Here is a 25,299-nt window from a genome sequence, read left to right on the forward strand (position 1 = left end):
AACCCCATTAAATGTAAAATAAAAAAGCACCCTGGTTAATTAAACGTCCAGAATGCTTCTAATCTTCAAAAATAAAATTATTTGGTAATTTATCTTCATTAATATTGATTCGCCACTGTTGTTCATAAATTAAGTAGCTTAGCGTCCCAACGGAAATGGCATTCTGGTATATATCATGTTTAGTATACCATGTACTCTGTTTTTCTGGGTACTTTTCCATTAATAACGGGATAATATATTGTCGTTTTTGTTCTGTGCTGCGGTCGAAGGCAATCACTAACCCCTCACTACTAAGTCGAATCATCAGTTGTAAAATCTTGTCATCAATGTTTTTAATCACTAATGGTTTTACGAACATCCTGCGACCACTATGAATTTCACGTAAGTGCCGCTTGATACTTATTGCTAACACATTATCAAACGTGGAGAAGTTCCGGTAAAATAATTTTAAAAAATTAGATTTTAGAGCAATGTAAATATAATTATTTCGGATTTTCGAAGAAAATGGATTAGCGATGGGATAAGTCATGTGCCCTAGGTAAAGGAGATTCGCAATTTCACTATCTAACATCACATTTAAATCATCATTTGAACGAAAATCAATAATTTTCTTATCAATGATTTGTTTATCTAACAGGTAATCACGGACAGCACTGCTTCCAGTAATCGTACTGAACCTTGTGTGAGCATTATAGCTATTGGCGTTATCTCGATCATCGTTCAATAGAATAATATTACTTGGCACTGGATTGATTCCGTTTATAAAATCTGCGGAATCAATTCCCCGGGTAATCGTCATATTTCTTACTAAATTAGCATCAATGTAGATAAAATTATCCCGCATCACAACCACACTTTCGCAAAGATTTAACCATTCAATTGTACTCCATTTTAGTCACTTTGAACCACCATTATTACATTTTTTCTAATCTTTGAATTCGATCCTTGATTGGTGGGTGGGTATCGAATAACTTTGCAAATGAAAATTGATGCTTCCCATGGTATGGATCTTCAATATATAACCCCGCACTATTAGAGTTAATGTCATGCATCGGTTCCCCGCCGGCAATTTTTTGAAGGGCATTAATTAACCCCAGTGGATTTCTAGTCAACTCCACACCGGATGCATCCGCTAGGTACTCACGATTTCTGGATAGGGCCATCTGAGCAATTGTGGCAGCTAATGGACCTAACAAAAGTACTATAACTGAAGCGATGATTTCCAAAACACCGGTATCCTTCTCATCATCATTACGACGATTACCACCAAACCATAGGCTCCGCATTCCAAAATCAACAATAATTGAAATCGCAGCTGATAATGCTACTCCAATCGTTGACACTCGAATATCGTAATTGCGAATGTGGGATACTTCGTGGGCAATTACCCCCTCTAATTCTTCCCGGTTCAAAATGGATAACAATCCAGTTGTGACCGCCACTGCAGCCCTTTTCGGATTATTACCAGTGGCAAAGGCATTGGGACTATCATCGTCAATAATAAATACCCGGGGCATTGGCACCCGTGCCACCATTGCCATATCAGACACCACATGCCAAAGTTGTGGTGCTTGTTGCTCAGTAGTAATTTCATGTCCATGGTTCATCATCATTACAACGTCAATCGATTGACTAATCATGATCAACGTATAAATCACTCCAACCACCGCTGCAATCACCACTCCCAAAATTGCATTACGCAAAAAGAGAATTCCCGCTGCTGCCCCTACCAATAATAAGAGCATCATAAAACCAGTCAAAACATAGACTGTCTTTCGTTTATTTTGTGCAATTTGTTCATATAACATCTAAACGCCTACTTATTAAAGCCCTTAAATTCATCAAAATTAACCTGAGGGGCCTGTTTTTCTGCTTCTGGCACTTCCAAGTATTCTCGCTTAGTAAAATGGTGAATTCCAGCGACTAAATTACTTGGGAACGTGTTGATCTGCATATCATATTTAGCCACACTGGAGTTATATAACTGTCTGGAATACGCAATTTTATTTTCAGTATTGGTCAACTCTTCCATCAGTTCCTGAAAATGAGTGTCAGCTTTTAAGTCTGGGTAGTTCTCAGCCACCGCAAACATTGACTTCAAAGTCCCTGATAGCTGGTCAGAAACCTGCATTAACTTATCACGATCAACGTTGCCATCGATTGAAAGCATTTGATTCCTTAATTCGGTTACCTTAGCAAGTGTTTCTTGTTCGTAGTTTGCATAACCCTTCGCAGTTGAAATTAAATTTGGAATTAAATCATTTCGCCGTTTTAACTGAACGTCAATTTGACTCCATGATTCATCAACGTAAGTTCTCAATCGAATTAACCCGTTATAGATTGAAATATAGGCAATCACTAAGATTGCGATTACAACCAATGCAATAATAATTCCCATCATAAATTCTCCATTCTATCTAAATTTGTATTAATCATAACAAAAACCACCTAAATTAGCTATAATAATAATTGTAATTTAAATTTGATTGGAGGAAATTTAATGGTCAACGTCCTATTTGTCTGCTTAGGGAATGTTTGTCGTTCTCCAATGGCAGAGGTCATTTTCAAACAATTGGTGGCTAAACAGGGGTTAACTAATCAAATTACAGTTAGATCAGCCGCTACTAGTGACGAGGAGCAGGGGAATCAGCCCCAACCTGGTACTATTAAAACCCTTACTAAGCACCATTTACCATGGCAACAATTGCGGGCCAGCCAAATTACGCTTGCCGATTTTGAATGGGCTGACTACATTATCACGATGGACCATCAAAACGTAGTAGATCTTAAACGGATTGCACCTGCTGATTGTCAGGATAAAATCCATCTTTGTTTGGATATTTTTCCTGATCAAAAGGGCACCCCCATTCCAGATCCATGGTACACGCACCGGTTTGATTACACCTACGACGTTTTAGCTAAAGCCATGCCGGCTTGGTTAACATTTATTAAGCGTCATTCATTATAAATTAATGCATAAAAAAAGAGCCCGTCGAATGACGAGCTCTTTTACGTAATTAAAAATAATTACTTGTTTAAACCGTAACGCTTGTTGAAACGGTCCACAGCACCATCTGCTTGGGTGAACTTTTGACGTCCAGTGTAGAATGGGTGTGAGTCTGATGAGATTTCCATAAGGATCAATGGGTAAGTGTTACCATCTTCCCATTCGATGGTTTGATCAGAATTAGCAGTGGAACCAGTTAAGAAACTGAAACCAGTACTTGAATCCTTAAATACAACCTTGTGGTAATCTGGATGAATTCCCTTTTTCATTATCTATCGCTCCTTTGCCCTGAAATCTGATTGAAAACAGAGATTATCGATTAGTCGATACTTATTATATTACCACTAACTAACCGTGCAATCAATGCTTTTTTAATTGATTAAATTGGTATTATTGATTAATTCAACATGTGCGTGTAAGTTAGTTAACTTATCCACTACGTTATCGTAACCACGCAAAATATTATCAGCATTAGTGATCTTTGTAACTCCATCAGCCATTAATCCTGAGATCATGGCAGCCGCACCGGCCCTAATTTCACCCGCATCAACCACTGCTCCGGTTAATTTAGCGGTAGGACTGATAATAATAATGTGGTCTGATGGACTAACCTTAATGTTAGCGCCCATCTTAATTAATTCCGCAATGTGTCTGGTACGTTCAGGATAGATGGTATCCACAATAATACTATCACCACTGGCTTTCAACAGTAGTGGCGTAATCGGTTGTTGTAAATCAGTGGCAAAGCCTGGGAACGGCAGGGTCTTAATTTTAATTGGTTTAAAATTATCACACCGGTGAACATAAATACTATCCTCATTAATATCTAAGTTCACTCCCGCTTCATTTAACTTTGCAATAAACGATTCCAAATGTTCAGGAATCACATTATTTACCAACACCCCATCACCAATTACAGCCGCCATTGAAAGGTACGTCCCAGCTTCAATTCGATCTGGAATAATCGTATGGGTATTTTTAGCAATTAACCGCTTCACCCCATCGATTCTAACTACATCGGTACCAGCTCCCCGAATTTTAGCCCCCATATTATTCAAAAATGTGACTACATCAATGATTTCAGGTTCCTTTGCAGCATTCCAAATGGTGGTAGTACCCTTAGCCTTAACTGCAGCTAAAATTGCATTAATAGTTGCTCCAACTGAGACAACATCCAAAAAGATGGGGGCCCCAACTAGTCCGTCCGGACCCGCCTCAATTTTAATCTTACCGTTCGCATCCTCACTTACGGATGCTCCTAACGCCTTAAACGCCTTAATGTGTTGATCAATTGGCCGCGGTCCAATATTATCACCACCGGGAAAAGTCAAAACCGCCCGGTTAAATCGACCAAGTAATGCCCCCATAAAGTAATATGATGCTCGCAAACTTTTAATGGTCTTACTTGGGAGGGCCGATTGTTCAATGTCAGTCGGATCAATTGACAATACCCCATCCACAAACTCGGAGTGGACATTCATGGATTCCAAAATCAACATTAAATTTTTAACGTCTAAAATATTTGGCACCATATCTAATTGAACTGGTGAGTCAGCCAAAATTGCAGCTGGAATAATTGCAACGGTACTGTTCTTAGCACCACCAATTGTAACCTCTCCTGAAAGCCTGTGCCCTCCATAAATAATCATTTCGCTCATGATTGCATTTCCTCGCTTAAATTTAATCATTAACCCCCAATTTAAAATGGTCACTATGCCATTTTTGGGTGAAAAATCAGCATTAGTTAAAATTAACCAACTAATAACAAATTATATCATTTTTTAGATATAATTTGTGAATTTATTCGCAAATGTAAAATAAAAAGGGCGTTCGATGAAATGATCATCAAACGTCCCCTAATTATTATGATTATTGATTGCCGTGTTGCTTATTAGCAGCGGCAATAAATGCCTTGAATAAGCCTTCCGGACGATTAGGTCTAGATAAAAATTCAGGATGATATTGGGCAGCTACGAAAAATTTATTTTCAGGAATTTCAATTACTTCCACTAAGTGGTTATCAGGAGAAGTGCCCGCAAATACTAATCCCTTAGCTTCCATTTCTTTTCTGAATTTATTATTAAATTCATAACGGTGCCGATGCCGTTCTGAAATTTCAGTTTGGTTATCATAAGCAGCAGCAGTAACGGTCCCAGGCTTAATCTTACATGGGTATGCCCCTAATCGTTGGGTCCCACCCATTTCTTCAATATCTGATTGATCAGCCATAATATCGATCACATTGTGCTTAGTATCCGGATCAATTTCGGTCGTATTAGCATCTTTGTATCCTAATACATCCCGCGCATATTCGATACTAGCAACCTGCATCCCTAAACAAACCCCTAGGTATGGAATATCATTTTCACGAACGTAACGGACGGCTCTGATCATTCCTTCGACCCCACGCCGACCAAATCCACCGGGCACGATGACCCCATCTGCACCAGCTAGCATTTCAGCAACGTTATCATCAGTAATATCAGCGGCAGCAACCATCTTTAGGTTGATCTTAGCATCCACTGGGTATCCAGCATGGTGTAATGATTCTGCAACTGAAATGTATGCATCATGAAGAGAAACGTACTTTCCAACTAAGGTAATGTTAATTTCATTCTTAAGGTGAAGTGCCCGTTGTTCCAATTCGCGCCATTTGGTCATGTCAGCTTCTGGAGCTTGGATTCCGAAATGTTCCAAAATTTGGTCATCCATCTTTTGGGCTTGCAAGCTCAATGGAACGGAGTACAGTGACTTAGCATCAATTGATTCTACCACTGCTTCAGGCTTAACGTCACAGAAAAGTGAAATCTTCTTCTTCATTGAATCAGTAACGGGATGTTCAGCACGAACCACTAATAAGTTAGGTTGAATCCCGAGTCCCCGGAGTTCCTTTACACTGTGTTGGGTCGGCTTAGTCTTCATTTCACCAGCAGCATGTAGGTATGGAATTAAAGTGGTATGAATGTAAAAGACGTTGTTTGCACCCATTTCAGTCTTCATTTCCCGAATGGCTTCCAAGAATGGTTGTGATTCAATATCACCAACGGTTCCACCGATTTCGGTAATCACTACATCAGCATCAGAAATATTAGCGGCCCGCATGATCTTTTCTTTAATCATGTTGGTAATGTGTGGAATGACTTGAACCGTAGCACCAAGGTAATCACCACGGCGTTCCTTTTCCAAAACTTCTGAATAGATTTTTCCAGTCGTAACGTTTGAATATTTATTTAAGTTAATATCAATAAATCGTTCGTAATGCCCCAAATCAAGGTCGGTTTCAGTCCCATCATTAGTAACAAAAACTTCACCGTGTTGGTAAGGACTCATCGTTCCGGGATCCACGTTAATGTATGGATCGAACTTTTGAATCGTAACCTTTAAGCCCCGATTCTTAAGTAGTCGGCCAATTGATGCCGAAACAATTCCCTTTCCAAGCGAGGAAACAACTCCACCAGTTACAAAAATATACTTAGTCAATTGAATTTCTCCTTTTTAAATGATTAAGGTTCCAAACAGTAATAAAAATAAAAAGACTCCCCATTCTATGGAACGGGGAGCTAATTATCTGCATAATATTATCGATCAATTCCCTACGAATTCTTCGTAGGGAGCCCAAACAATATATTACCCAGAATAAAGACCATAGTCAAGCACAAATTATTTTTTATCGTGGTCTTGATCATCGTCATCAGCATCGATATCTTCATCGTGTAAATCGATGTCATCTGGCACGTCATTATGATCTTCATCATCGATCGGATTTTCTTCATCGATATCATCTAAGTCGTGATCGTCATCATCATTACTATCATCATCATCACTAAAATCATCCTGATCTTCAGGATCATCATCGTCATAATCGATCACGTCATCATCGTCATCAGCATCAGCTAAGAATGCATTGACCTTGCGCCGTTTCTTCTTTGGGCGTTCTTCGTCTTCTTCTTCTGGATGAACGGTTGCTTCATCAATTGATTCGTAAGGATACCAAGTCCGTAGGCCCCAAAGGTTATCTCCTAATGAGATGAAACTACCATCGACGTTTAAGTCAGCATAAAACTGGACTAAGCGATTTCTGATTTCTTCATCTGAGTCACCAAGGTATTTTTGAATCTCGTTAGCTAAATCAGCAAACGACATTACATCGCCGTGTTGAGATAAAATTGCGTGTGCAACTTCGATCATTGAGAGTTCTTTTTTGTTCTTACCTTCTAAGGCTTTTAATTCCAAATTGGTGCACGTCCTTTCAAACACTTTTCAATCGGATTATTCGATTCGCATATATTAATATATGGTACTCGTCTAGGCGCTAAATTGCAACCTTATCTTGTAGTCACCCAACAGATTTGCTCCCGAAAACAACCGGTATTCGACCCGTAAGTTCCCCCTTGCTGGCTTATCTTGGTATTGATAAGCCAATTTGGTCGTTTCAGCTTCCATATTCATTAATCCGTACGGGGTGTGATAGCGGTCCGTAAACTTGCGGCCCTCGGCAAATCGAACCTGCAGCCGATTTGCAGCTGCCCGGGTCAAGCGCACCTCGCCATTATCATCCAACTTAAAAGTGACTGGAATTTTTGTACCAGTTTGTGGATCATCTTCTTGGTATCGTAGATAAAATGATTTGCCCACCCGAGCTAGTTGGCCCTCAACGTCAAATAAAAAATCAGAGTGTTCCCCCTCTTGACTCACACGGGTTTCCAAATGAATCATTACGGTTTGTACGTTCGTATCTCTAATGTTGATCTCCTCCCAAAATTGATTGATACCTTAATTATACCTGTGCGGATTTAAATTGCACCCATTTGATAGTCAACCAACTTAAATTTAGTTATAATAATGATAAACACTTTTAAGTCGAATTAACTAGAGGGGTTATCGGAATGCCATATGCTAAACAATTATTACCACGTGAAAAGGTTTTTCGCGATCCAATTCATAACTACATTTATGTGCGCCATCAGGTAATCTTGGATTTGATCAACACTCCTGAATTTCAACGGCTCCGTCGGATCAAGCAGTTGGGGACCTCATCATTTACGTTCCACGGTGCTGAACATTCTCGCTTTACCCATTCGTTGGGGGTTTATGAAATTGCTAGGCGCATTTGTAATAACTTTCAACGGAATTTCCCCCACCAAAAAAATTGTGACGATGGGCTATGGGATGACGATGCCGAACGACTCGTTACCCTCTGTGCAGCTCTGCTTCATGATATTGGTCACGGTGCTTATTCACACACATTTGAACACATTTTCGGCACTGACCATGAAAAAATTACTAGGGACATCATTACTAATTCAAAAACGACGGTTAACCAAGTCTTAAAGCGGGTCGCACCTGACTTTCCCGAACGGGTCGCAAGCGTTATCGATAAGACATACCCTAATCCACAGGTCGTCCAAATAATTTCTAGTCAATGCGATGCCGATCGAATGGATTACCTTTTGCGTGATTCATACAGTACCGGAACCAGTTATGGTAACTTTGACCTTACTAGAATCCTTAGGTTAATGCGCCCTTACCATGACGGTATCTGTTTTGATATGCGGGGAATGCATACGATTGAAGATTACATTATCGGTCGAATGCAAATGTATTTACAGGTCTACTTCCACCCCGTCTCACGTTCGATGGAAGTCATCTTAAATAAATTACTCCTGAGGGCCAGGGATATCTATCGTAATGGTAAATTTCCACCACACTTAACCCCCTATTTATTATTGCCATTCTTTGATAGTGATAATAATCAAAATGCTCAATTTGATTTAAACGCCTACTTAGAACTAGATGACGGGGTGCTTAATACCTACTTTATCCACTGGATGCATTCAAAGGATCAAGTCCTAAGTGATTTAGCCCACCGCTTCTTAGATCGCATCCCGTTCAAGTCGGTCAAATATGAAAGGGAAAGTGCACTAACCACCATTAATGACCTTAAACAAATCGTGAAAAATAATGGTTTTAAAGAAGTTGAATACTACACGGGGATTGATAATAGTTTTAATCATCCTTACGATTCATACGATACTAAAAAGCAAGTTCACAACGGGCCGATTATGTTAATGCAGTTGGACCATTCGCTAGTAGAACTATCTAAAGTTAGTGAACTCGTTAATGTCGTCACTGACAAGACCGTTAGTGATGACCGCTTCTTCTTTCCACGTGAATTCGTGAAGGAACGTAACACCCCTGCTCAAAGGGAATTTCAAGAATACATTCAAAATGATGAAATTATTAAATAAGGAGTCTGCATTATGGATATTAAATTAATCGCAATCGATATTGATGGAACGCTAGTTGACGATGATAAGGTGCTTCGTGAACCCACCAAGCAAGCCATCGCCGCCGCTCGGCAAAGGGGAGTTAAGATCGTTTTATGTACTGGCCGGCCCATCTCAGGTGTTGAAAAATACTTAGAGGAACTATCAATCTCCGGTGCTGATGAATATGCGATTTCATTCAACGGATCATCCATTCAAGATGCCAATGGGAAGTTAATTTCAAACCACACCATTACCTACGATGACTATGTTGATACCGAAGCCCTCGGTCGCAAATTAGATGTTAATTTTCAAATTGAAAATACCGAGGCTATTTTCACCTTCAACCGAGACCTTAGTCCATACTCAGTTTATGAAAGTTCCATCATTCGCCTCCCAATTAAGTTTCGGAATCCAGAAGACATCAAACCGGATTTAACCATTACCAAGTCAATGTTCGTTAGCACTCCCGAAAAAATTACCCATGCTAAAAACAACATTCCAAAGGAAATTAGCGACCGGTTATACGTGGTCCAAACCGAACCGTTCTTTTTGGAATTTTTAAATAAAAACATTAGTAAGGGTAACGCCCTAAGGGAACTCGCCGCAAAGCTAGATTTAAAGCCAGAAAACATTATGGCCATTGGTGACCAGGGAAATGACCTTTCCATGATTAAATTTGCCGGATTAGGTGTCGCGATGGGCAATGCAATTGATGAAAACAAGGCCGCCGCTCAATTTGTTACTAAGCGGAACGTTGATGACGGAGTAGCCTATGCCATTAATAAATTCGTTAACCAACCCGAATAAATAGTTGATAGTAAAAGAGCTTCGTTAGAAATGATTTTCCTAACGAAGCTCTTTTATTATTCAATCTTAAATTTAAATCATTGTAATGATGATTGCCATCACCATTAACGGCAATGCAACCTGCAAACAAAAGTTAGCGGGGCGATTTAACCTAATGGGCGCGTTTTTTAGCCGGCCCACTTTGCGGGCTGGGACTCGTTCATCTGGTAGATCGGCATCATCGCCCCGTCGACGCATCCGCCGCCAACCAGTGAACAAATGGCCGCCTAAAATCATGATGAAAGCAGCCACCATCAGCATTAATAAGCCCACCATGAAGTAAATATTACTAATCATCACCGTGAGCCGATTAGCACCAATAATCAATGGACCAACTGCAATCAAAATCGTTAAAGCAATTGTCAAAATTGCAACCCTAAACCGTTTAGTCAATTGTTTAAACATGTTTAGGCCTTAAATAAAGGGCTTAGCGGTTTATTTTGGTGAATGCGAGTAATTGCATTCGCCATTAGTTCAGCAATCGTAATTTGATTAATCTTACTAATTCTTTGTTCCGGCTTTAATTGGATGGAGTCAGTCACTACTAATTGCTTAATTGGTGACTTTTCAATTCTCTCAATTGCTGGACCGGATAGCACCGGATGGGTACAACAAGCATAGACTTCCTTTGCACCAGCATCAATCAATGCTTGGGCCCCCAGGGTAATCGTTCCAGCAGTATCGATCATATCGTCAACCATTAGACAGGTCTTGCCCTTAATATCACCAATGATGTTCATGACCTTAGCAACGTTTGCCTTGGGTCTTCTTTTATCGATAATCGCAATGGGTGCCTTTAGGTGTTCAGCTAACTTCCGTGCTCGAACGACGCCACCGTGATCTGGTGAAACAACGACCGTGTTGGAATCAAAACCTTCCTTTAAGAAAAAGTCAGCTAATAATGGTGCTGCCATTAGGTGGTCAACTGGGATGTTGAAGAAGCCCTGAATTTGCGCAGCGTGTAAATCAAGTGAAACAACCCGGTTAACCCCAGCAGTCTGTAAGATGTCAGCTACTAATTTAGCAGTAATGGGTTCTCTGGATTGTGCCTTTCTGTCCTGACGAGCGTAACCATAGTATGGAATTACAACATTAATTGTCCGGGCACTAGCACGCTTTAACGCATCTGCCATAATCAATAGTTCCATTAAATTGTCGTTCACGGGTCCTGAAGTAGATTGGATAATGTATACATCATCCCCACGAATACTTTCTTCAATTTGAATCTGAATTTCACCATCACTAAAATGATTAACGTTCGCTTTTCCCAATTCAATGCCCATCTTATCAGCAATTTTTTCAGCCAACGGGATGTTTGAATTTAAAGCGAAAAGTTTAAATTTAGGATCGATTTTTTGTTCAGCCATGAGTTCCTCCATCTAATTCCATTCTGATTGATTATATTCCACTATATTGTATTTTACACTAATTTAAATCATTATCATACAGCGTCAGGTTAATTTTTAACCTATCCGTCGTAAGGTAATTTTTGATAGTAACCAGGCTTATTAGTTTGCCTTGCCCGTGCAATTGCCATATCATATTCATTTACATCATCTGTAATCGTTGAGCCAGCAGCAATGAACGAATGATCAGCAATATTGATTGGGGCAATTAGGTTCGAATTACTCCCGATGAACGAGGCATCCCCAACGGTAATATTATGCTTATTTTTACCATCGTAATTAGCAAAAATAACCCCACACCCTACATTAATATTTCGGCCTAGGTGGGCATTCCCGATGTAGGTCAGATGCCCCACCTTAGTTCCCTCATCAATTTGGGCCTTTTTAACCTCTACAAAGTTACCAAGATGAACATGTTCACCAATTAATGCATTGGGTCTCAAATGGCTATAAGGGCCAATATCGGAGTAATCCAACATTTCAGATTCCTGTAGGTATGATGATGTTACGGTAATGTGATCATGTAATTTACAATCGATGATCTCAGAATTAGCACCAATTTTACAATCGGAACCAATCGTGGTCTGCCCATGGATTTGCACCCCTGGTTCGATGACCGTATCAGAACCAATTTGAATATCGACATCAATATAGGTATCTTCAGGGTTAATAATCGAAACCCCTTCTGCCATATGATGATGGTTAATGCGGGCTTGCATTACCTTCGTGGCTCTGGAAAGTGCGATTCGATCGTTAACACCCATTGATTCGTTAAAATCATCCATTTGGTATGCAGCAATAATGCGACCGGCAGCTCTTAAAATTTCAATTACATCGGTCAGGTAGTACTCACCCTGAGCGTTATTATTATTAATCTTATGCAGTGAATCAAACAACGCTTGATTGTCAAAAACGTACACTCCGGTGTTGATTTCGTTAATTGCCTGTTCTTCCTTTGAAGCATCTTTTTGTTCAACGATTTTTTCCACAATTCCCAGGTCATTTCTAACGATGCGTCCATACCCAGTAGGATTAGGCGCTTTTGAAGTCAAGATTGTCACTGCAGCCTGTTTTTCTTCATGGTACTTAAATAGCTTTTCAAATGTTTCACTGGTAAATAATGGCGTATCACCACTAACCACCATCGTGGTCCCGTCTAATCCAGCAAGAAGTGGTTCCGCTTTAATTACAGCATCACCAGTTCCCAATTGTTTTTCTTGAACCACGTACTTAGTCCGATCACCTAATTCATGTTCAACATCTTCGGCTCCGTATCCGACCACCGTAACCACATTGTCCATGTGGGTTTTTTCCACTTGGGTCAACACATGATCCACCATTGTCCGGCCGCAGATGCGGTGCAGAACTTTGTATAGTTTTGATTTCATCCTAGTACCCTTACCGGCAGCTAAAATAATCGTGTTTCTTACAGCCATTAAAATGCTCCTCCTAATTATTGGTTAAAAACCGTTTTTAGAAAATTCCCATCAGAAACGGTAATGTGCTTTGCAATATCCACCTTGACCAACGAAACGTACTGTTGATCAGCAAATTCTTTGCGATCGTAATTTTCCTCAGCTAACACGGAAATTCCTGCCACTTCACAGTTAAATTCCTTGGCTAGGGTTGCGAGTCCATTTACAGTTCCGCCCCCCTTAAGGTAGTCATCTACGATCAAGACCCGGGAGTTATCCCTTAGGCTCCGCTTTGATAATACCATTTTTTTGACATTATTATTAGAACCAGATACATAATTGACGCTAATCGTTGAACCGTCAGTAATCTTAGAGTCATGCTGAGCAACTACGAACGGAACGTTTAAGTTACTAGCAATACTTTGGGCAATTGGAATTCCCTTCGTAGCAACGGTCAGGACCGCATCAATCTTTTGGTCGGTATACTTAGTTGCCATAATGCGCCCAATCGTCCTTAGTGTATCAGGGTAACTCAATACGTCTGACATGTAAATGTAGCCCCCCGCCAAATAGCGACTATCATCATTTAAAGCATCCTTTAAGTCGTTTACGAATGCTTGGGCCTCGGTCGCCGGAATCGAAGGTAAGAAGCGGGTCCCTCCCGCTGCTCCTGGAATCGTATCCACAATTCCAATTCCACGTTCCTTAAACGTCTGTTTTAAGATGCCCAGGTCTTCACTAATGGAAGACTTTGCTGACTCATAACGGTCAACAAAAAAAGTCAGTGGGATCAATGTGTGTGGTCGATCTAATAAATACTTTGTCATATCAATCAGTCGATTACTTCGTCTGACTTTCAAATCCTTCACCTCTATAAAATAATAAATTTTCCTATCAATCAAATTTTAGCATAAAAGTTCGGATTTTACTCATTTTTTTCATAATTTAATCAATTAATGTAAGTAATCTTTATAACGGACGGACTAAGTAAGCTTCATTGCAAAAGCCCCTGATGCTATTGATAATGCGTTTCGCACGACTATATTTTTGGCAAATGGCAAACACGGTGGGCCCGGTCCCACTCATTTGCGAACCATCTGCGCCAAAATTAATCAACCGGTTTTTAATATCAATAATCTCTGGATAACGTTTTCCCGAAACGGTCTCTAACACATTTCCCATACTAGCGGTAATTCCAGAAAAATCACCCACCCTGGTGAACGCTAGCAGTCGTTCAATATTAGGATGGACTAGGTGATCATAATCAATTTCTTGGATAATTTTAGGGGTCGAAACACTAATTTTTGGTTTCACGATCACAATCCACATTGACGGTAGCTTAGGCATTGTTTCAATAATTTCACCACGCCCGGTCACCTTGGCGGTACGACTATAAATGCAGTACGGAACATCAGAATCCACCTGTAATCCTAACGTTGCTAACTCCTGATTAGAAAGGTTTAAGTGGTACAACTTGTTAAGCCCCCGCAATACCGCTGCTGCATCGGAGGACCCACCACCCAGACCGGCAGAAACTGGAATATGCTTAATGATGTTAATCATGATGCCATCGTTAATGTGAAATCGCTTCGTAACCAATAACGCTGCTTGATAAGCTAAATTTCGTTGGTCGTTTGGAATAAAAACACTGTCGGATTCCACTTTGATTTCGCCATGATTTGAGTTAGTTTTAATTTCTACATAATCAGCCAAATCTACCGATGCCATGACCATATTCCACTCCGGTAAGCCATCATCATGCATGTACGGCGTATCTAGACCGAGATTAATCTTCGCCGGTGCTTTTTCCACGATTCTCAAGTTCATCCCTCCAATCCTATCATTTGATTTATTTTTAATTATACTAAAAAATTAGTCAAAAGTCAGTGGACTAAAAAAGCAACCATTGCATTTAATGGTTGCTAAGGGATTATTTTAAGATTCCAATTTGATGGTAGGTATTAGCGAGGTTAACAAAGTCTGTAACCGTTAAGCGCTCCGGGCGTACCCCTGGATCTAATTGCATCTGTGCTAGTCCCGCTTTAATTTGTTGCTTTGCTTCGGGCTGTTTGCCAAAAACACCCTGCAAGTTGTTCCATAACGTTTTACGCCGGTGGGCAAAGCAACCCCGAACGAACCCCATAAATGATTTATCATTAAATGCGGTTACATCGCGGTGCTCATAACTAGTTAGGGTGACAATTGCAGAATCCACCTTGGGCGCTGGGATAAATGATTTTCTAGAAACCATCATCGCTACGTTGACTTGGTGGAGGTATTGCACAATTACTGATAACGAACTATAGGCCTTCACACCGGGCTTAGCACAGAGCCGATCGGCCACTTCCTTTTGCATCATTACCACAATGTTTGTAAAATCAACGGGCCCCTTTAATAAATTTAAAATAATCGGGGTCGTAATGTAATAAGGTAAGTTGGCAACCACCTTAACCGGTTTCCCATCTCCAAATTGATTTTCAATCGTTGCTGGCAGGTTCGCCTTTAAAATATCCTGATTAATGATTTTTACGTTGTCATATTGATGGAGGGTATCATCCAATACTGGCAATAGGTTTTGATCTAGTTCGTAGGCCACCACCTTATTGGCTCGTTTGGCCAATTGTTCGGTCAAAGACCCAATTCCTGGACCAATTTCAATTACATTATCCTGCTTCGTAATTTCCGCAGCATCTACGATTCCGGTTAGGATGTTTAAATCCGTCAAGAAATTTTGGCCAAGACTCTTTTTAGCTGATAGGTGGTAGCGATTCAAAATTGCTTGCGTCCTGGCGGGACTGCCAATTGCTGGAACTTCAGACATTATAATTCCTCCTTGATTTGCTCAACTGCAGTTTTAAATTGTTGGGGGGTAATTGAGAACATTTGCAACCGCTTCCCTAGCTGTTTTCCATTTACATAGCCGATATTTAAAATGTTGCAGAGTGCCTGGCGCCGTTGCTTTGCGTCCTTGCCACCGACTAATCCAGATTCAATTAACACGTCATCGGTAATTAACGGTTTGGCAGCTTGATTTTCAGTATACAAATTAGCTAACGCATCCCGAATGGATTCAGCAGAGGCGTGTTCCACCCCTAAGGAGCCGTTTGAATGCGTAGGTTTAGCTTGATTGCGTTTAATGAACGCATGCTTTGCATCCGGAACCGCCTTTGAAACAATTTTGCGAATCCGTTCACCAGAAAAGTCAGGGTCGGTAAAGATAATAATCCCCCGTTGGGCAGCAATTTTTTTAATCAATGCAAGTGTCGGGGCGTCAATCGCTGAACCACGCGTCTCAAGCGTATCAGCATTCACTGCATCCTTAATCCGCTTGGTATCATCCTTGCCCTCAACGATAATGACTTCCTTTATTTTTTTCATGATGCCTCGATTCCAAATAGCCTAAGGGTATTTTGATAGGTCGCATCAGCAATTACATCCGGAGTCGTATCACGATACCTAGCAATTGCTTCAACCGTATATAACGTATAACCCGGTTCATTTTGCTTCCCCCGGTATGGTTCGGGTGCTAAATATGGTGCATCGGTTTCGACTAGGATTTTATCCAGCGGAGTTTGTTCCGCAGCCGCATGGACTTCATATGTTTTCTTGAAGCTAGCAACCCCACTAAATGAAATCAGCATCCCCAGGTCCACAAATTTGCGGGCCCACTGGGCATCACCGTTAAAACTATGCAGGATGCCGTGTGTCTTACTAACGTCAGCTGATTTTAAAATGTCATAGGTGTCCTCAAAGGCATCACGATTATGAACTGAAATTGGTAACCCGGCATCCTTTGCAATTTCAATTTGCCGTTTAAAAACTCGCTTTTGAACACTTTGCTTCACTACGTTTTGATGATAGTCCAACCCAATTTCACCAACGGCCACTACCTTGGGATCATTTAACTGGTCGATCAATTCATTTTCAGCCGCTGCATCAAAAGAATTAGCCTCTTCTGGATGGTAACCGACGATAGCATAGAGATTATCATATTGATGGGCTAATTGAATCGCTAGCCGATTTAACTTGGCATCAGAACCCACGATTGCCATCTTCACTACCCCTAATTTACGGGCGTGTTCAATGTATTGTTGTGCATCTGGATATAAAATCGCGTCGTTTAAATGGGTGTGTGAATCAAAAATTTTCATAAAAAGGCCTCCTCAATGAAATTAGCCATTAATCAATTGGATTAATGGCTAATTGAAAGTTGTTACTATTCTAAAGTAGCACCGTTTTCAAAGTTGCTTGGGAGGGTGGCCAGTTCAATCGAACCGTCATCGTGTTCCACTGAAAGTAACATTCCCTGGCTAACTTCACCCCGCATCTTCCGAGGTTTTAAGTTAGATACCGCAATTAACTTCTTCCCAACTAATTTTTCATAGTCTGGGTACCACTTTGCAATCCCAGATAGAATTTGTCGATAGCCATTGTCACCAGCATCCAGCTTAAATTTAAGTAACTTATCTGAGTTTTCAACTGGTTGAACGCTGACTACCTCTGCGACCTTTAATTCCACCTTATCGAAGGCTTCGTACCGAATGGCCTTCTTAGTGAGGGTTAATTCAGTCGTATCGGGATCGAACTCGCCCTCAGCAGCAGCCTTTTGAGCGGCCCGACCCTTCGTCTTATCGGACTTGGTCATTTGGCCCTTAATGAATGCGACTTCAGCCTCAGCGTCTAGGCGAGGGAAGATTGGCACTCCCTTTTTGATTACTTGCGTATTCGCAGGCAGGTCGGCCAACTTTAAGTTGGTTAAGTCGAACCCAGCTTCCGGTAAACCTAGCTGTTCAAATATTTTCTTTGGCGCCTGAGTCATAATGGGACTGATCAAAACTGCAATTACCCGTAAACTAGCTGCTAAATGGGCCATTACTGAGGCCAAAGCTTCCTTATCGGCATCGCTTTCACCCTTAGCCAGTGCCCACGGTTCAGTTTGATCAATGTATTTATTAGTGGCAGCAACTAGCTTCCAAATGGCTGCTAAGGCATCGGCAAAGTGCACACTATTCATTTTAGCATTAAACTCAGTAATGGAATCAGCGGCAACCTGTTCCAATGGTTGATCAAATTCAGTCACTCCGGATTTGAATGCAGGAACGGTCCCGTCTTCATACTTATTAATCATTGCAACCGTCCGGTTCAAGAGGTTTCCAAGATCGTTGGCTAAATCGTAGTTTACCCGGTCAACGAAGTCTTCAGGGGTAAAAATTCCGTCGTTTCCATATGGCATTGCCCGTAATAGGTAGTAACGGGTCGCATCCAGTCCATAGCGCTCGACTAACGTTTCAGGGTAAATGACGTTGCCCTTTGACTTAGACATCTTCCCGTCCTTCATCAAGAGCCAACCATGACCGATAACGTGTTTTGGCAATTCTAATCCTAATGCATGTAAGATAATTGGCCAGTAGATGGTGTGAAAACGTACAATTTCCTTCCCCACCATTTGAACGTCAGCGGGCCAGTACTTTTTAAATAGTGAATCATCAGCGGAGTCATACCCCAGTGCCGTAATATAGTTAGAAAGCGCGTCGATCCAAACGTAAACAACGTGCTTAGGATCACTTTTGACTGGTACGCCCCACTTAAATGAAGTCCGTGACACCGCAAGGTCTTCTAGTCCTGGCTTAATGAAGTTATTGATCATTTCATTCATTCGAGCAGCTGGTTCGATGAAATCAGGATGATCTTTGTAGTATTGGAGAAGCCAATCGGCGTACTTACTCATCTTAAAGAAGTAACAAGGTTCATGAACTAATTGGACCTCATGGCCACTCGGTGCCTTACCACCGGTAACGTTGCCATCATCATCCTTATAAACCTCTGATAATTGGGATTCAGTAAAGTATTCTTCATCAGATACTGAATACCACCCCGTGTATTCACCAAGGTAGATATCACCGTTATCTTGCAGTTGTTGAAAGATCTTTTGAACGGCTTCTTCATGGTAATCATCAGTCGTTCTGATGAACTTATCATTAGAGATATCCAACGTTTTCCAGAGTTGTTTAATCCCATCAGCCATTTTATCAACATAGGATTGTGGATTCATCCCTAGTTTTTCAGCTTTTTGTTCAATTTTTAAACCATGTTCATCGGTTCCCGTGAGATAAAAGACATCATACCCAGTTGAGCGCTTGAACCGTGCTAATGCATCACAAGCAATGGTGGTGTATGAGTTCCCAATGTGTAATCGCCCTGATGGGTAATAAATTGGGGTGGTAATGTAATATGTTGGTTTTGCCATAGATAAATGCTCCCTTTCCAAAGCGGTTGCCGCTAGCTTGTTTGTTGTTCATTATAGCATAACTAGAATAAATCTAGTTGTTTAGGTGCTAGCCCGGTAAAGTGCAGCCCCAAAAGCGATTGTAATTTTAACGCATTGGGTGCAGCGTCCTTACCGGAGTTATTATTAAAAATGATGCAAACTTCATTTGCCCGGGTCGCTAAGTCGGCAATGATCCCCGCTAACCCGGCTAATTCATGGTCATTATAACGATACAGGGTGCGCTTTTTACGCCAATCAGGTCCCTGATTGAACCACCCCTCCGCATTCCGACCATGCAACCTGATAAATGCTAAATCGGGATTAGTCAGCACCGGTACAAATGGAATCCCATCGTTTAGGTTATGTGGTTCATCAACAATTGCCAGGGTAATGTGCAATTGCTTTAACCCCGCGTATAAATGGTTAATAAATGGTTTTTGGTACCATGATGGATGGCGAAATTCAACCGTAATTAATACTCCGGGCAAGCGCTTCGGCAACTCGATTAGATAATCAAGGTTTTCTCGACTCACCTCAAAGAACGGTGGAAATTGAAATAAGACCGTTTTTAGTTGCTGAGTATCAACTAGCGGTTGAATCATATTCTTAAAGCTATCAAATGCCCGCCATCGTTCAGCCAGTGACACTATCGATGGACTTTTCAAATCGTGTTGGGTCATCAAACGATTGGCCTTTAAAATAAATTGAAACTGGCTAGGCACCTGCTTTTGCCAATTCTCAACACTACTGATTCGGGGAATGGCATAAAATGGCGTGTCCACCTCGACCGTCGGTAAAAAACTAGCGTACTGCGGTAGGGTTGGTGGTCGATCAGTGTTTGAAAATGCGGGATGGTCCGTCCAAGTCGTTAAGCCAATCGTAATCATCTAAACCCGCAGCTCCTTAAAGAAATTAACTGCATCGCCTTGAATCATCTTCAGCGGAATCCCCAAATGAAGTGGTTCTTGATTAATCGCAATCACCGGTGCACTCGGGTTGCGATATTGAAGCAAGCCCGCAAACGGATACACCCGCATGGAAGTGCCCACGATTACAATCAGGTCACTCTTAGCCATTAAATCGACACTGGTCTGAACCCGTTTTGGATCCAACCCCTCGTCATAAAGAACGATTCCAGGCCTTAGAATGCCACCACAACCCTCATGAACTGGACTGTTCAAGTACGCATGCCAATCCACGGATTGGTGACACTTTTGACAGCTAACGTCATACAGGTTGCCGTGAAATTCGACTAGGTGGGTCGCATGCGCAACGTGATAGAGATTATCCACGTTTTGAGTAATAATGCTAGCCCGATTCTGGTTAGTTAATGCGGCCTGCTTTTCGTGAATCGGATTGGGTTTAGCATTCGGATAGTACATATTATTTTTAACGAATGCGTAAAATTGATCCGGTTCATCCGTTAAACAGGCATGACTAAGGTAGTATTCAGCTGGCTTGCCGTCGTTATCCTGCTCATACAACCCGTTTTTGGACCGATAATCCGGAATGCCGGACGGTGTCGAAACCCCCGCACCGGTTAAAAAGACAATTCGCTTTGCTTGATCAAACACTTTTTGAACATCTGCATCCATATTTAACGCCCCCGTTAATTAGCGAATAATAAATGGCATCTTTAATTCCTTAAAGAGCTCCTTTACACTCATTTCATAAAGCTTCTTGAAGTAGGCTGGACTATCATCCATCCCGGTTGGTGCAGCAATTACGAATGAATTTTGATCATCGACCTTACTAAACCCAACGTATGCGCGTCGATCAGTCGACTTTTCATGTAACTCTGAATGAAAGATTTCAAACATTTGCTTAACCTTTAAGTTCAGTTGGCGTTCTGATAATACACTCGTAATGGTGGTAAAGTCCTTATTATTTAAAGGTGGCAAGTTCCATGCCTTTAGTTGATCATCAAAGGCCCGGAATAATTTAACGACATTTCGCCGGAGTCCGAATGGTGAATCGGTCGGTTTTTCGGTAATCACTTGGTAAATCTTTTTAGCAGCTGCCAAAGCGACTGGGTATGATTGATTCAACTGGGCTTCGACCTGCTCAAATTGGTCGCCATAAAACACCATTGCGTCCAACAGAGTCAATAACCGAATCGACATTTCATCATCTAATTCCTTGGGTTCTGGCTTGATGGTCTCATGAATCCCCTTCAGATACATTTCTTCAATGTTCGCATTGATTAATCCATGTTTCCGTTGTTCAGCAACGACTACAAAATGAGAAACGATATCGAATAGTTCAATTCCCATTGCTTGGAGCTGATCATCTAGTTCAGAATTCCCGGTCGTTAATGAAAAGAACACCTGTGGAAACCCACGAAGGGTCATTAATAAGTGTAACAACTCGTGTGACGCCGTATAATTTGGTGCTGATAAATCAGAAATTTGAATATAGACATTCTTACCATCTTGAACCGCTTGCGCCTGGTCGTGTCTTACATAACCAGCTTGGAGGCGGCCAATAAATTGAACCTCAACCTTCCCTGGAAAAAATTTATTCACAACGTTCAATAAACTTTGGGTCTGTTCATTTAACTTAATATCTTGTGGTTCCAAAACATTTCACCCTCACTAATTTGATTTTCTAATTTGTTTAATAATTGCGCGAGCATCATCGACACCCACGTTTTTCATCGTTCTAAGTTTTCTTACGACACTTGCAACCTCATCTGGCCTTGCACCGGCACTAATTGCTAATGAATTTAATTGTAACGCCATGTGCCCCTTTTGAATGCCATCGGTAACGATTGCCTTTAAAGCAGCCAGATTTTGCGCTAAACCGGTCGCAGCAATTAGTTGCATTAATTCACGGGCATTTTTGACCCTTGCAATCGATTGGTTAATTTTAACCATGGGAAAGACCTTCGTTGCACCACCTACAAAGCCCACCGGCATCGGTAGCGTCATTTCACCCACTAATTGGTGATCAACGATGTGCCAGCGACTAAGGCCACGGTATTGTCCATCACGTGCAGCATAGGCGTGAACCCCACTTTCAATTGCACGCCAATCATTGCCCATTGCAATTGTAATCGCGTCTACTCCGTTCATAATCCCCTTGTTGTGCGTGGTCGCACGATAGGGATCAATCTGTGCAACATGGCTCGCTAACCCAATTCTAACAGCAACTTCACGCCCCGTCATTCCAGGAGCACTTAATTGCTCAAAATCAATTTTACCCACTACCGTTACCAGACTTTTAGTTGCATAATTGGATAAAATTTGCATTAAAACGACTCCCGGAGCCTGTTGGTTAATCGAAGCCCCGACTTTTTCTAGCATTGAATTCATAATGTTCGCTCCCATTGCCTCTGCGACATTAACACTGAGGTCCAGCGAATATTCATTTTCATCTAGCTTGCGTAATTCAATTTCAGTTGCTCCACCGCCATACTTACTAATGGTGGGATGGGCTGAATCAGCAAGGGCAATTAAGTTAGCCCGGTGGCGTTCAATCCATTCCAATAATGAATGACTGGGTTTGTGCAAAACGACCTGCCCAATTAATTCCCGATTGATGACGGTCGCAGTAATCCCATTTTTACTAAGCATCCTAGCCCCATTACTGACTGCAGCAATCACTGATGGTTCCTCTGTCACCATTGGAATCGCGTGCTCATTGCCGTTGACTACTAAGTTGACCCCCACTCCCTCTGGTAAAGAATAGTCAGTCAGGTAGTTTTCGATTAGGTGTGCGTCAGTTTGATCAACATGGGTTTGAATTAACTTTTTCGCATCATCATTAAGCTCTGCATACTTTCCTACCACCGTTAACCGATCGGTGTATGATTTACGATAAAAGTGTTTAAATGGACTGTTCATAAATAAGATTCCACCTTAGTGATCAATTGTTCCTAAGCAATGAAACAATTGAATTAATGTTTTTGATTTAATTTTCGGTGGTGTAAATACTCATTAATCAAACCCTCACGAACCCCACTATCCGCAAAAATTACCTGTTTAGAATTAATGCGGTTAATGATTGACACCAGTGGTAATAATCCACCCACAATTATGTCGGCACGGTCTGATTCTAATCCAGAGATTTGTTTCCGTTGCTCATTATCACGATCGACTAACATTTCAAACGTTTTCAACACCTGGTGCTGCTTTAATTGGTAATGATTTAAACGATGGGCCCGGTTTAAGTGCTGGTGATGTTGGTTAATCCTAGCTAGGGCCCTGGTAGCACCCCCTAATAAAACGAGGGGGTAGCGATAAGCCCATTTTAACCAAAAGACCCGGTTTAACTCCTGTTGAATATAGCATTCCGCATTAAATAAATCAGCAGCACTAATTTGACTACTTAAATGGTAGTGCTCTGATAAACTAACCGCCCCCATTGGTAGACTGATCAGATTTTTCTTTTTGTGATTTTGAACGAAAACTAACTCCATACTAGCCCCACCAATATCCACCAATATATAGTTGGGGGTTTTAATACTATTAACCACCCCGAGGTAGTCATAGTAAGCCTCTTGATTACCAGATAAAATTTTAATCTGCAGGCCCAGGGTATCACGAACCTGCTTTAAAAAGGCAGCTTGATTATTCGCCTGACGAACGGCAGCAGTAGCAATCACCTTAACATGCGCATTTGGATAGTCCTTATAAACATCTTGAAAATTTTGCAACGCACTAATTGTTCGCTTCATTGCTGCTGATCGCAATAATTTTTCTTGGCCCATTCCCTCAGACAGCCGACTATCATTCTTAACTCGCTTAACTTCACGATACGATCCATCGCTTTCAATTTGATTAATTGCCATTCTGACTGAATTAGAACCGATATCTAAGATTACAAAATTTTCCAATTTAACACCCTTCTTTAAATAACGATTTGATTTCAGTGATTATTATTTAAAGTAATTAATCCCGATTGCATCACGAACTTCTTGAAGGGTTTGATTAGTTACTTCACGGGCGCGTGCACTCCCGGCCTTCAAAATGTCATAAACGGCAGCTGGATCCTTAGCGAATGCTTCACGTCTGGTCCGAATTGGTTCTAATTCGGCCTGAAGGACTTCATTTAAATACCGCTTAATTTTAACGTCCCCTAATCCGCCATGCCGGTACTGTTGCTTCAGTTCCTCAACGTGGGCTTGATTCTTATCAAAAATATCAAGGTAGGTAAAGACCGTATTTCCCTCCACTTTACCAGGATCTTCCACGTGAATATGGTCAGGATCGGTGTACATTGACATTACCTTTTTTTGAATCGTATCTGGATCATCTGCCAAGTAAATTGCATTTCCGAGGGATTTACTCATCTTAGCATTCCCATCTAATCCTGGGATCCGCCCCATTTCCTTTGGTGGGAAGTAACCCTCTGGTTCCACCAAAATTTGCTGATTATAAATGGAGTTAAACGAGCGAACAATTTCACGAGCTTGTTCTAACATTGGTTCTTGATCGGCACCGACCGGCACCGTTTCGGCCTTAAATGCGGTAATATCCGCAGCTTGGCTAACTGGATAAATAAAAAAGCCAGCTGGCACACTCTGACCAAACTTCTTTTGTTGGATTTCAGCCTTAACCGTTGGGTTTCGATTCAATCTGGAAACCGTTACTAAGTTAAGGTAGTGCATCGTTAATTCGTTTAACGCTGGTAATTGTGATTGAACACAAATTGTCGATTTTTCAGGATCAATTCCTACTGCTAAATAATCGAGTGCTACTTGTAACAAGCTATGTTGAATCTTTTCTGGATCACGTGCATTGTCAGTTAATGCTTGCATATCAGCAATTAATAAGTAGGTGTCATACTTGCCAGAATTTTGCAGTGCGACCCGGTTTCGTAATGAACCCACGTAATGCCCAATGTGAAGCTTGCCAGTGGGCCGATCTCCAGTTAAAATTACTTTTTTGTTCGTCATAATTCTCCATCCTTTCTAAAAAAGAGCGTGCTACTGGATAATCTCCAATAGGACGCCCTTAACGTGGTACCACCTATGTTGCGAGCGTATTAACCCCGCCACTCTTTCCGATAAGGGGGAACCCGTTCAACCATTTCGTCACTTTTAATCATTTTCAGCATTTATGATTTCTCTGGTAACAAAGCAACT

At 41.2% G+C, this 25,299-nt stretch carries 26 protein-coding genes; 3 read left to right on the plus strand and 23 right to left on the minus strand.

Features of this window, described 5'->3' with window-relative positions; all coding sequences use genetic code 11:
* Nucleotides 1-58 precede the first annotated feature (58 nt).
* From MOO44_RS02500 to MOO44_RS02510, 3 genes are all read right to left on the minus strand, one after another.
* The gene (locus tag MOO44_RS02500; protein ID WP_260116858.1) at nucleotides 59-844 is read right to left on the minus strand and encodes a hypothetical protein; all 786 of its coding nucleotides are present in this window, start codon (nucleotides 842-844) and stop codon (nucleotides 59-61) included.
* A gap of 70 nt (nucleotides 845-914) precedes the next feature.
* Nucleotides 915-1,808 carry a zinc metalloprotease HtpX gene (gene htpX / locus MOO44_RS02505; protein ID WP_260116859.1) on the minus strand — a complete coding sequence of 298 codons (894 nt, stop codon included), beginning with the start codon at nucleotides 1,806-1,808 and terminating at the stop codon, nucleotides 915-917.
* Nucleotides 1,809-1,816: 8 nt separating this feature from the next.
* The gene (locus MOO44_RS02510) at nucleotides 1,817-2,398 is read right to left on the minus strand and encodes a LemA family protein (RefSeq protein WP_260117284.1); all 582 of its coding nucleotides are present in this window, start codon (nucleotides 2,396-2,398) and stop codon (nucleotides 1,817-1,819) included.
* Between the two features lie 102 nt (nucleotides 2,399-2,500).
* On the opposite strand from MOO44_RS02510, the gene MOO44_RS02515 reads away from it, so the two are divergent.
* Entirely contained in the window at nucleotides 2,501-2,968 is a 468-nt protein-coding gene (locus tag MOO44_RS02515; protein WP_260116860.1) for a low molecular weight protein-tyrosine-phosphatase, read from the plus strand.
* 59 nt (nucleotides 2,969-3,027) lie between these two features.
* Here the strand turns inward: MOO44_RS02515 and MOO44_RS02520 are convergent, their stop codons facing one another.
* The 5 genes from MOO44_RS02520 to MOO44_RS02540 all read right to left on the minus strand — a co-directional run bounded on the left by MOO44_RS02520 (nucleotide 3,028) and on the right by MOO44_RS02540 (nucleotide 7,723).
* Nucleotides 3,028-3,276, minus strand: a complete 249-nt coding sequence (locus tag MOO44_RS02520) for a type B 50S ribosomal protein L31 (RefSeq protein ID WP_260116861.1) — start codon at nucleotides 3,274-3,276, stop codon at nucleotides 3,028-3,030.
* Nucleotides 3,277-3,378: 102 nt separating this feature from the next.
* Nucleotides 3,379-4,665, minus strand: a complete 1,287-nt coding sequence (locus tag MOO44_RS02525; protein ID WP_260117285.1) for a UDP-N-acetylglucosamine 1-carboxyvinyltransferase — start codon at nucleotides 4,663-4,665, stop codon at nucleotides 3,379-3,381.
* A 211-nt stretch (nucleotides 4,666-4,876) separates the two neighbouring features.
* Nucleotides 4,877-6,487, minus strand: coding sequence for a CTP synthase (locus MOO44_RS02530; protein WP_260116862.1), 1,611 nt, complete (start codon nucleotides 6,485-6,487; stop codon nucleotides 4,877-4,879).
* Between the two features lie 180 nt (nucleotides 6,488-6,667).
* Complete coding sequence (gene rpoE / locus MOO44_RS02535) at nucleotides 6,668-7,195, minus strand: DNA-directed RNA polymerase subunit delta (protein ID WP_423802925.1); 528 nt, start codon at nucleotides 7,193-7,195, stop codon at nucleotides 6,668-6,670.
* A 117-nt stretch (nucleotides 7,196-7,312) separates the two neighbouring features.
* A complete protein-coding gene (locus tag MOO44_RS02540) occupies nucleotides 7,313-7,723 on the minus strand; it encodes a YwiB family protein (protein WP_260116864.1) in 411 nt (136 codons plus the stop codon).
* Between the two features lie 170 nt (nucleotides 7,724-7,893).
* Between MOO44_RS02540 and MOO44_RS02545 the strand changes: the two genes are divergently transcribed.
* Nucleotides 7,894-9,255, plus strand: coding sequence for an HD domain-containing protein (locus MOO44_RS02545; protein ID WP_279306814.1), 1,362 nt, complete (start codon nucleotides 7,894-7,896; stop codon nucleotides 9,253-9,255).
* A 12-nt stretch (nucleotides 9,256-9,267) separates the two neighbouring features.
* Nucleotides 9,268-10,083 (plus strand): sugar-phosphatase, encoded by an 816-nt coding sequence (gene yidA / locus MOO44_RS02550; RefSeq protein WP_260116865.1) that lies wholly within the window; start codon nucleotides 9,268-9,270, stop codon nucleotides 10,081-10,083.
* A gap of 72 nt (nucleotides 10,084-10,155) precedes the next feature.
* On the opposite strand, the gene MOO44_RS02555 is transcribed toward yidA, so the two are convergent.
* The 15 genes from MOO44_RS02555 to trpS all read right to left on the minus strand — a co-directional run bounded on the left by MOO44_RS02555 (nucleotide 10,156) and on the right by trpS (nucleotide 25,110).
* Nucleotides 10,156-10,488, minus strand: coding sequence for a DUF3899 domain-containing protein (locus tag MOO44_RS02555; protein WP_260116866.1), 333 nt, complete (start codon nucleotides 10,486-10,488; stop codon nucleotides 10,156-10,158).
* A 41-nt stretch (nucleotides 10,489-10,529) separates the two neighbouring features.
* Entirely contained in the window at nucleotides 10,530-11,489 is a 960-nt protein-coding gene (locus MOO44_RS02560) for a ribose-phosphate diphosphokinase (protein WP_260116867.1), read from the minus strand.
* Nucleotides 11,490-11,590: 101 nt separating this feature from the next.
* Nucleotides 11,591-12,964 carry a bifunctional UDP-N-acetylglucosamine diphosphorylase/glucosamine-1-phosphate N-acetyltransferase GlmU gene (gene glmU / locus MOO44_RS02565; protein WP_260116868.1) on the minus strand — a complete coding sequence of 458 codons (1,374 nt, stop codon included), beginning with the start codon at nucleotides 12,962-12,964 and terminating at the stop codon, nucleotides 11,591-11,593.
* 17 nt (nucleotides 12,965-12,981) lie between these two features.
* Nucleotides 12,982-13,803, minus strand: coding sequence for a pur operon repressor (gene purR / locus MOO44_RS02570; RefSeq protein ID WP_260116869.1), 822 nt, complete (start codon nucleotides 13,801-13,803; stop codon nucleotides 12,982-12,984).
* Nucleotides 13,804-13,912: 109 nt separating this feature from the next.
* Nucleotides 13,913-14,764, minus strand: a complete 852-nt coding sequence (gene ispE, locus MOO44_RS02575; protein ID WP_260117287.1) for a 4-(cytidine 5'-diphospho)-2-C-methyl-D-erythritol kinase — start codon at nucleotides 14,762-14,764, stop codon at nucleotides 13,913-13,915.
* A 109-nt stretch (nucleotides 14,765-14,873) separates the two neighbouring features.
* Entirely contained in the window at nucleotides 14,874-15,764 is an 891-nt protein-coding gene (gene rsmA, locus MOO44_RS02580; protein ID WP_260116870.1) for a 16S rRNA (adenine(1518)-N(6)/adenine(1519)-N(6))-dimethyltransferase RsmA, read from the minus strand.
* On the minus strand, nucleotides 15,764-16,321 hold the full coding sequence (rnmV, locus tag MOO44_RS02585) for a ribonuclease M5 (RefSeq protein WP_260116871.1): 558 nt from the start codon (nucleotides 16,319-16,321) through the stop codon (nucleotides 15,764-15,766). Before rnmV ends, rsmA begins: the two co-directional genes overlap by 1 nt.
* The gene (locus tag MOO44_RS02590; protein ID WP_260116872.1) at nucleotides 16,318-17,094 is read right to left on the minus strand and encodes a TatD family hydrolase; all 777 of its coding nucleotides are present in this window, start codon (nucleotides 17,092-17,094) and stop codon (nucleotides 16,318-16,320) included. Before MOO44_RS02590 ends, rnmV begins: the two co-directional genes overlap by 4 nt.
* A gap of 65 nt (nucleotides 17,095-17,159) precedes the next feature.
* Complete coding sequence (metG, locus tag MOO44_RS02595; protein ID WP_260116873.1) at nucleotides 17,160-19,190, minus strand: methionine--tRNA ligase; 2,031 nt, start codon at nucleotides 19,188-19,190, stop codon at nucleotides 17,160-17,162.
* A 62-nt stretch (nucleotides 19,191-19,252) separates the two neighbouring features.
* A complete protein-coding gene (locus tag MOO44_RS02600; RefSeq protein ID WP_260116874.1) occupies nucleotides 19,253-20,098 on the minus strand; it encodes a DUF72 domain-containing protein in 846 nt (281 codons plus the stop codon).
* A complete protein-coding gene (locus tag MOO44_RS02605; RefSeq protein ID WP_260116875.1) occupies nucleotides 20,099-20,806 on the minus strand; it encodes an NAD-dependent protein deacylase in 708 nt (235 codons plus the stop codon).
* Between the two features lie 18 nt (nucleotides 20,807-20,824).
* Complete coding sequence (locus tag MOO44_RS02610; RefSeq protein WP_260116876.1) at nucleotides 20,825-21,790, minus strand: IpaB/EvcA family protein; 966 nt, start codon at nucleotides 21,788-21,790, stop codon at nucleotides 20,825-20,827.
* Between the two features lie 15 nt (nucleotides 21,791-21,805).
* The gene (locus MOO44_RS02615) at nucleotides 21,806-23,056 is read right to left on the minus strand and encodes a hydroxymethylglutaryl-CoA reductase, degradative (RefSeq protein WP_260116877.1); all 1,251 of its coding nucleotides are present in this window, start codon (nucleotides 23,054-23,056) and stop codon (nucleotides 21,806-21,808) included.
* Between the two features lie 53 nt (nucleotides 23,057-23,109).
* Complete coding sequence (locus tag MOO44_RS02620; protein ID WP_260116878.1) at nucleotides 23,110-24,048, minus strand: Ppx/GppA family phosphatase; 939 nt, start codon at nucleotides 24,046-24,048, stop codon at nucleotides 23,110-23,112.
* A gap of 42 nt (nucleotides 24,049-24,090) precedes the next feature.
* A complete protein-coding gene (gene trpS / locus MOO44_RS02625) occupies nucleotides 24,091-25,110 on the minus strand; it encodes a tryptophan--tRNA ligase (protein ID WP_260116879.1) in 1,020 nt (339 codons plus the stop codon).
* Nucleotides 25,111-25,299 lie beyond the last annotated feature (189 nt).

The sequence above is a fragment of the Nicoliella spurrieriana genome, from assembly GCF_023380205.1.
In the GTDB taxonomy this organism is placed as follows: Bacteria; Bacillota; Bacilli; order Lactobacillales; family Lactobacillaceae; genus Nicoliella; species Nicoliella spurrieriana.

Coding starts and splice junctions, on each gene's coding strand:
- MOO44_RS02500 (WP_260116858.1), bottom strand. CDS start 844: ATGCGGGATAATTTTATCTACATTGATGCTAATTTAGTAAGAAATATG.
- htpX (WP_260116859.1), bottom strand. CDS start 1,808: ATGTTATATGAACAAATTGCACAAAATAAACGAAAGACAGTCTATGTT.
- MOO44_RS02510 (WP_260117284.1), bottom strand. CDS start 2,398: ATGGGAATTATTATTGCATTGGTTGTAATCGCAATCTTAGTGATTGCC.
- MOO44_RS02515 (WP_260116860.1), top strand. CDS start 2,501: ATGGTCAACGTCCTATTTGTCTGCTTAGGGAATGTTTGTCGTTCTCCA.
- MOO44_RS02520 (WP_260116861.1), bottom strand. CDS start 3,276: ATGAAAAAGGGAATTCATCCAGATTACCACAAGGTTGTATTTAAGGAT.
- MOO44_RS02525 (WP_260117285.1), bottom strand. CDS start 4,665: ATGAGCGAAATGATTATTTATGGAGGGCACAGGCTTTCAGGAGAGGTT.
- rpoE (WP_423802925.1), bottom strand. CDS start 7,195: ATGATCGAAGTTGCACACGCAATTTTATCTCAACACGGCGATGTAATG.
- MOO44_RS02540 (WP_260116864.1), bottom strand. CDS start 7,723: ATGATTCATTTGGAAACCCGTGTGAGTCAAGAGGGGGAACACTCTGAT.
- MOO44_RS02545 (WP_279306814.1), top strand. CDS start 7,894: ATGCCATATGCTAAACAATTATTACCACGTGAAAAGGTTTTTCGCGAT.
- yidA (WP_260116865.1), top strand. CDS start 9,268: ATGGATATTAAATTAATCGCAATCGATATTGATGGAACGCTAGTTGAC.
- MOO44_RS02560 (WP_260116867.1), bottom strand. CDS start 11,489: ATGGCTGAACAAAAAATCGATCCTAAATTTAAACTTTTCGCTTTAAAT.
- glmU (WP_260116868.1), bottom strand. CDS start 12,964: ATGGCTGTAAGAAACACGATTATTTTAGCTGCCGGTAAGGGTACTAGG.
- rsmA (WP_260116870.1), bottom strand. CDS start 15,764: ATGTCTGAAGTTCCAGCAATTGGCAGTCCCGCCAGGACGCAAGCAATT.
- rnmV (WP_260116871.1), bottom strand. CDS start 16,321: ATGAAAAAAATAAAGGAAGTCATTATCGTTGAGGGCAAGGATGATACC.
- MOO44_RS02590 (WP_260116872.1), bottom strand. CDS start 17,094: ATGAAAATTTTTGATTCACACACCCATTTAAACGACGCGATTTTATAT.
- metG (WP_260116873.1), bottom strand. CDS start 19,190: ATGGCAAAACCAACATATTACATTACCACCCCAATTTATTACCCATCA.
- MOO44_RS02600 (WP_260116874.1), bottom strand. CDS start 20,098: ATGATTACGATTGGCTTAACGACTTGGACGGACCATCCCGCATTTTCA.
- MOO44_RS02605 (WP_260116875.1), bottom strand. CDS start 20,806: ATGGATGCAGATGTTCAAAAAGTGTTTGATCAAGCAAAGCGAATTGTC.
- MOO44_RS02615 (WP_260116877.1), bottom strand. CDS start 23,056: ATGAACAGTCCATTTAAACACTTTTATCGTAAATCATACACCGATCGG.
- trpS (WP_260116879.1), bottom strand. CDS start 25,110: ATGACGAACAAAAAAGTAATTTTAACTGGAGATCGGCCCACTGGCAAG.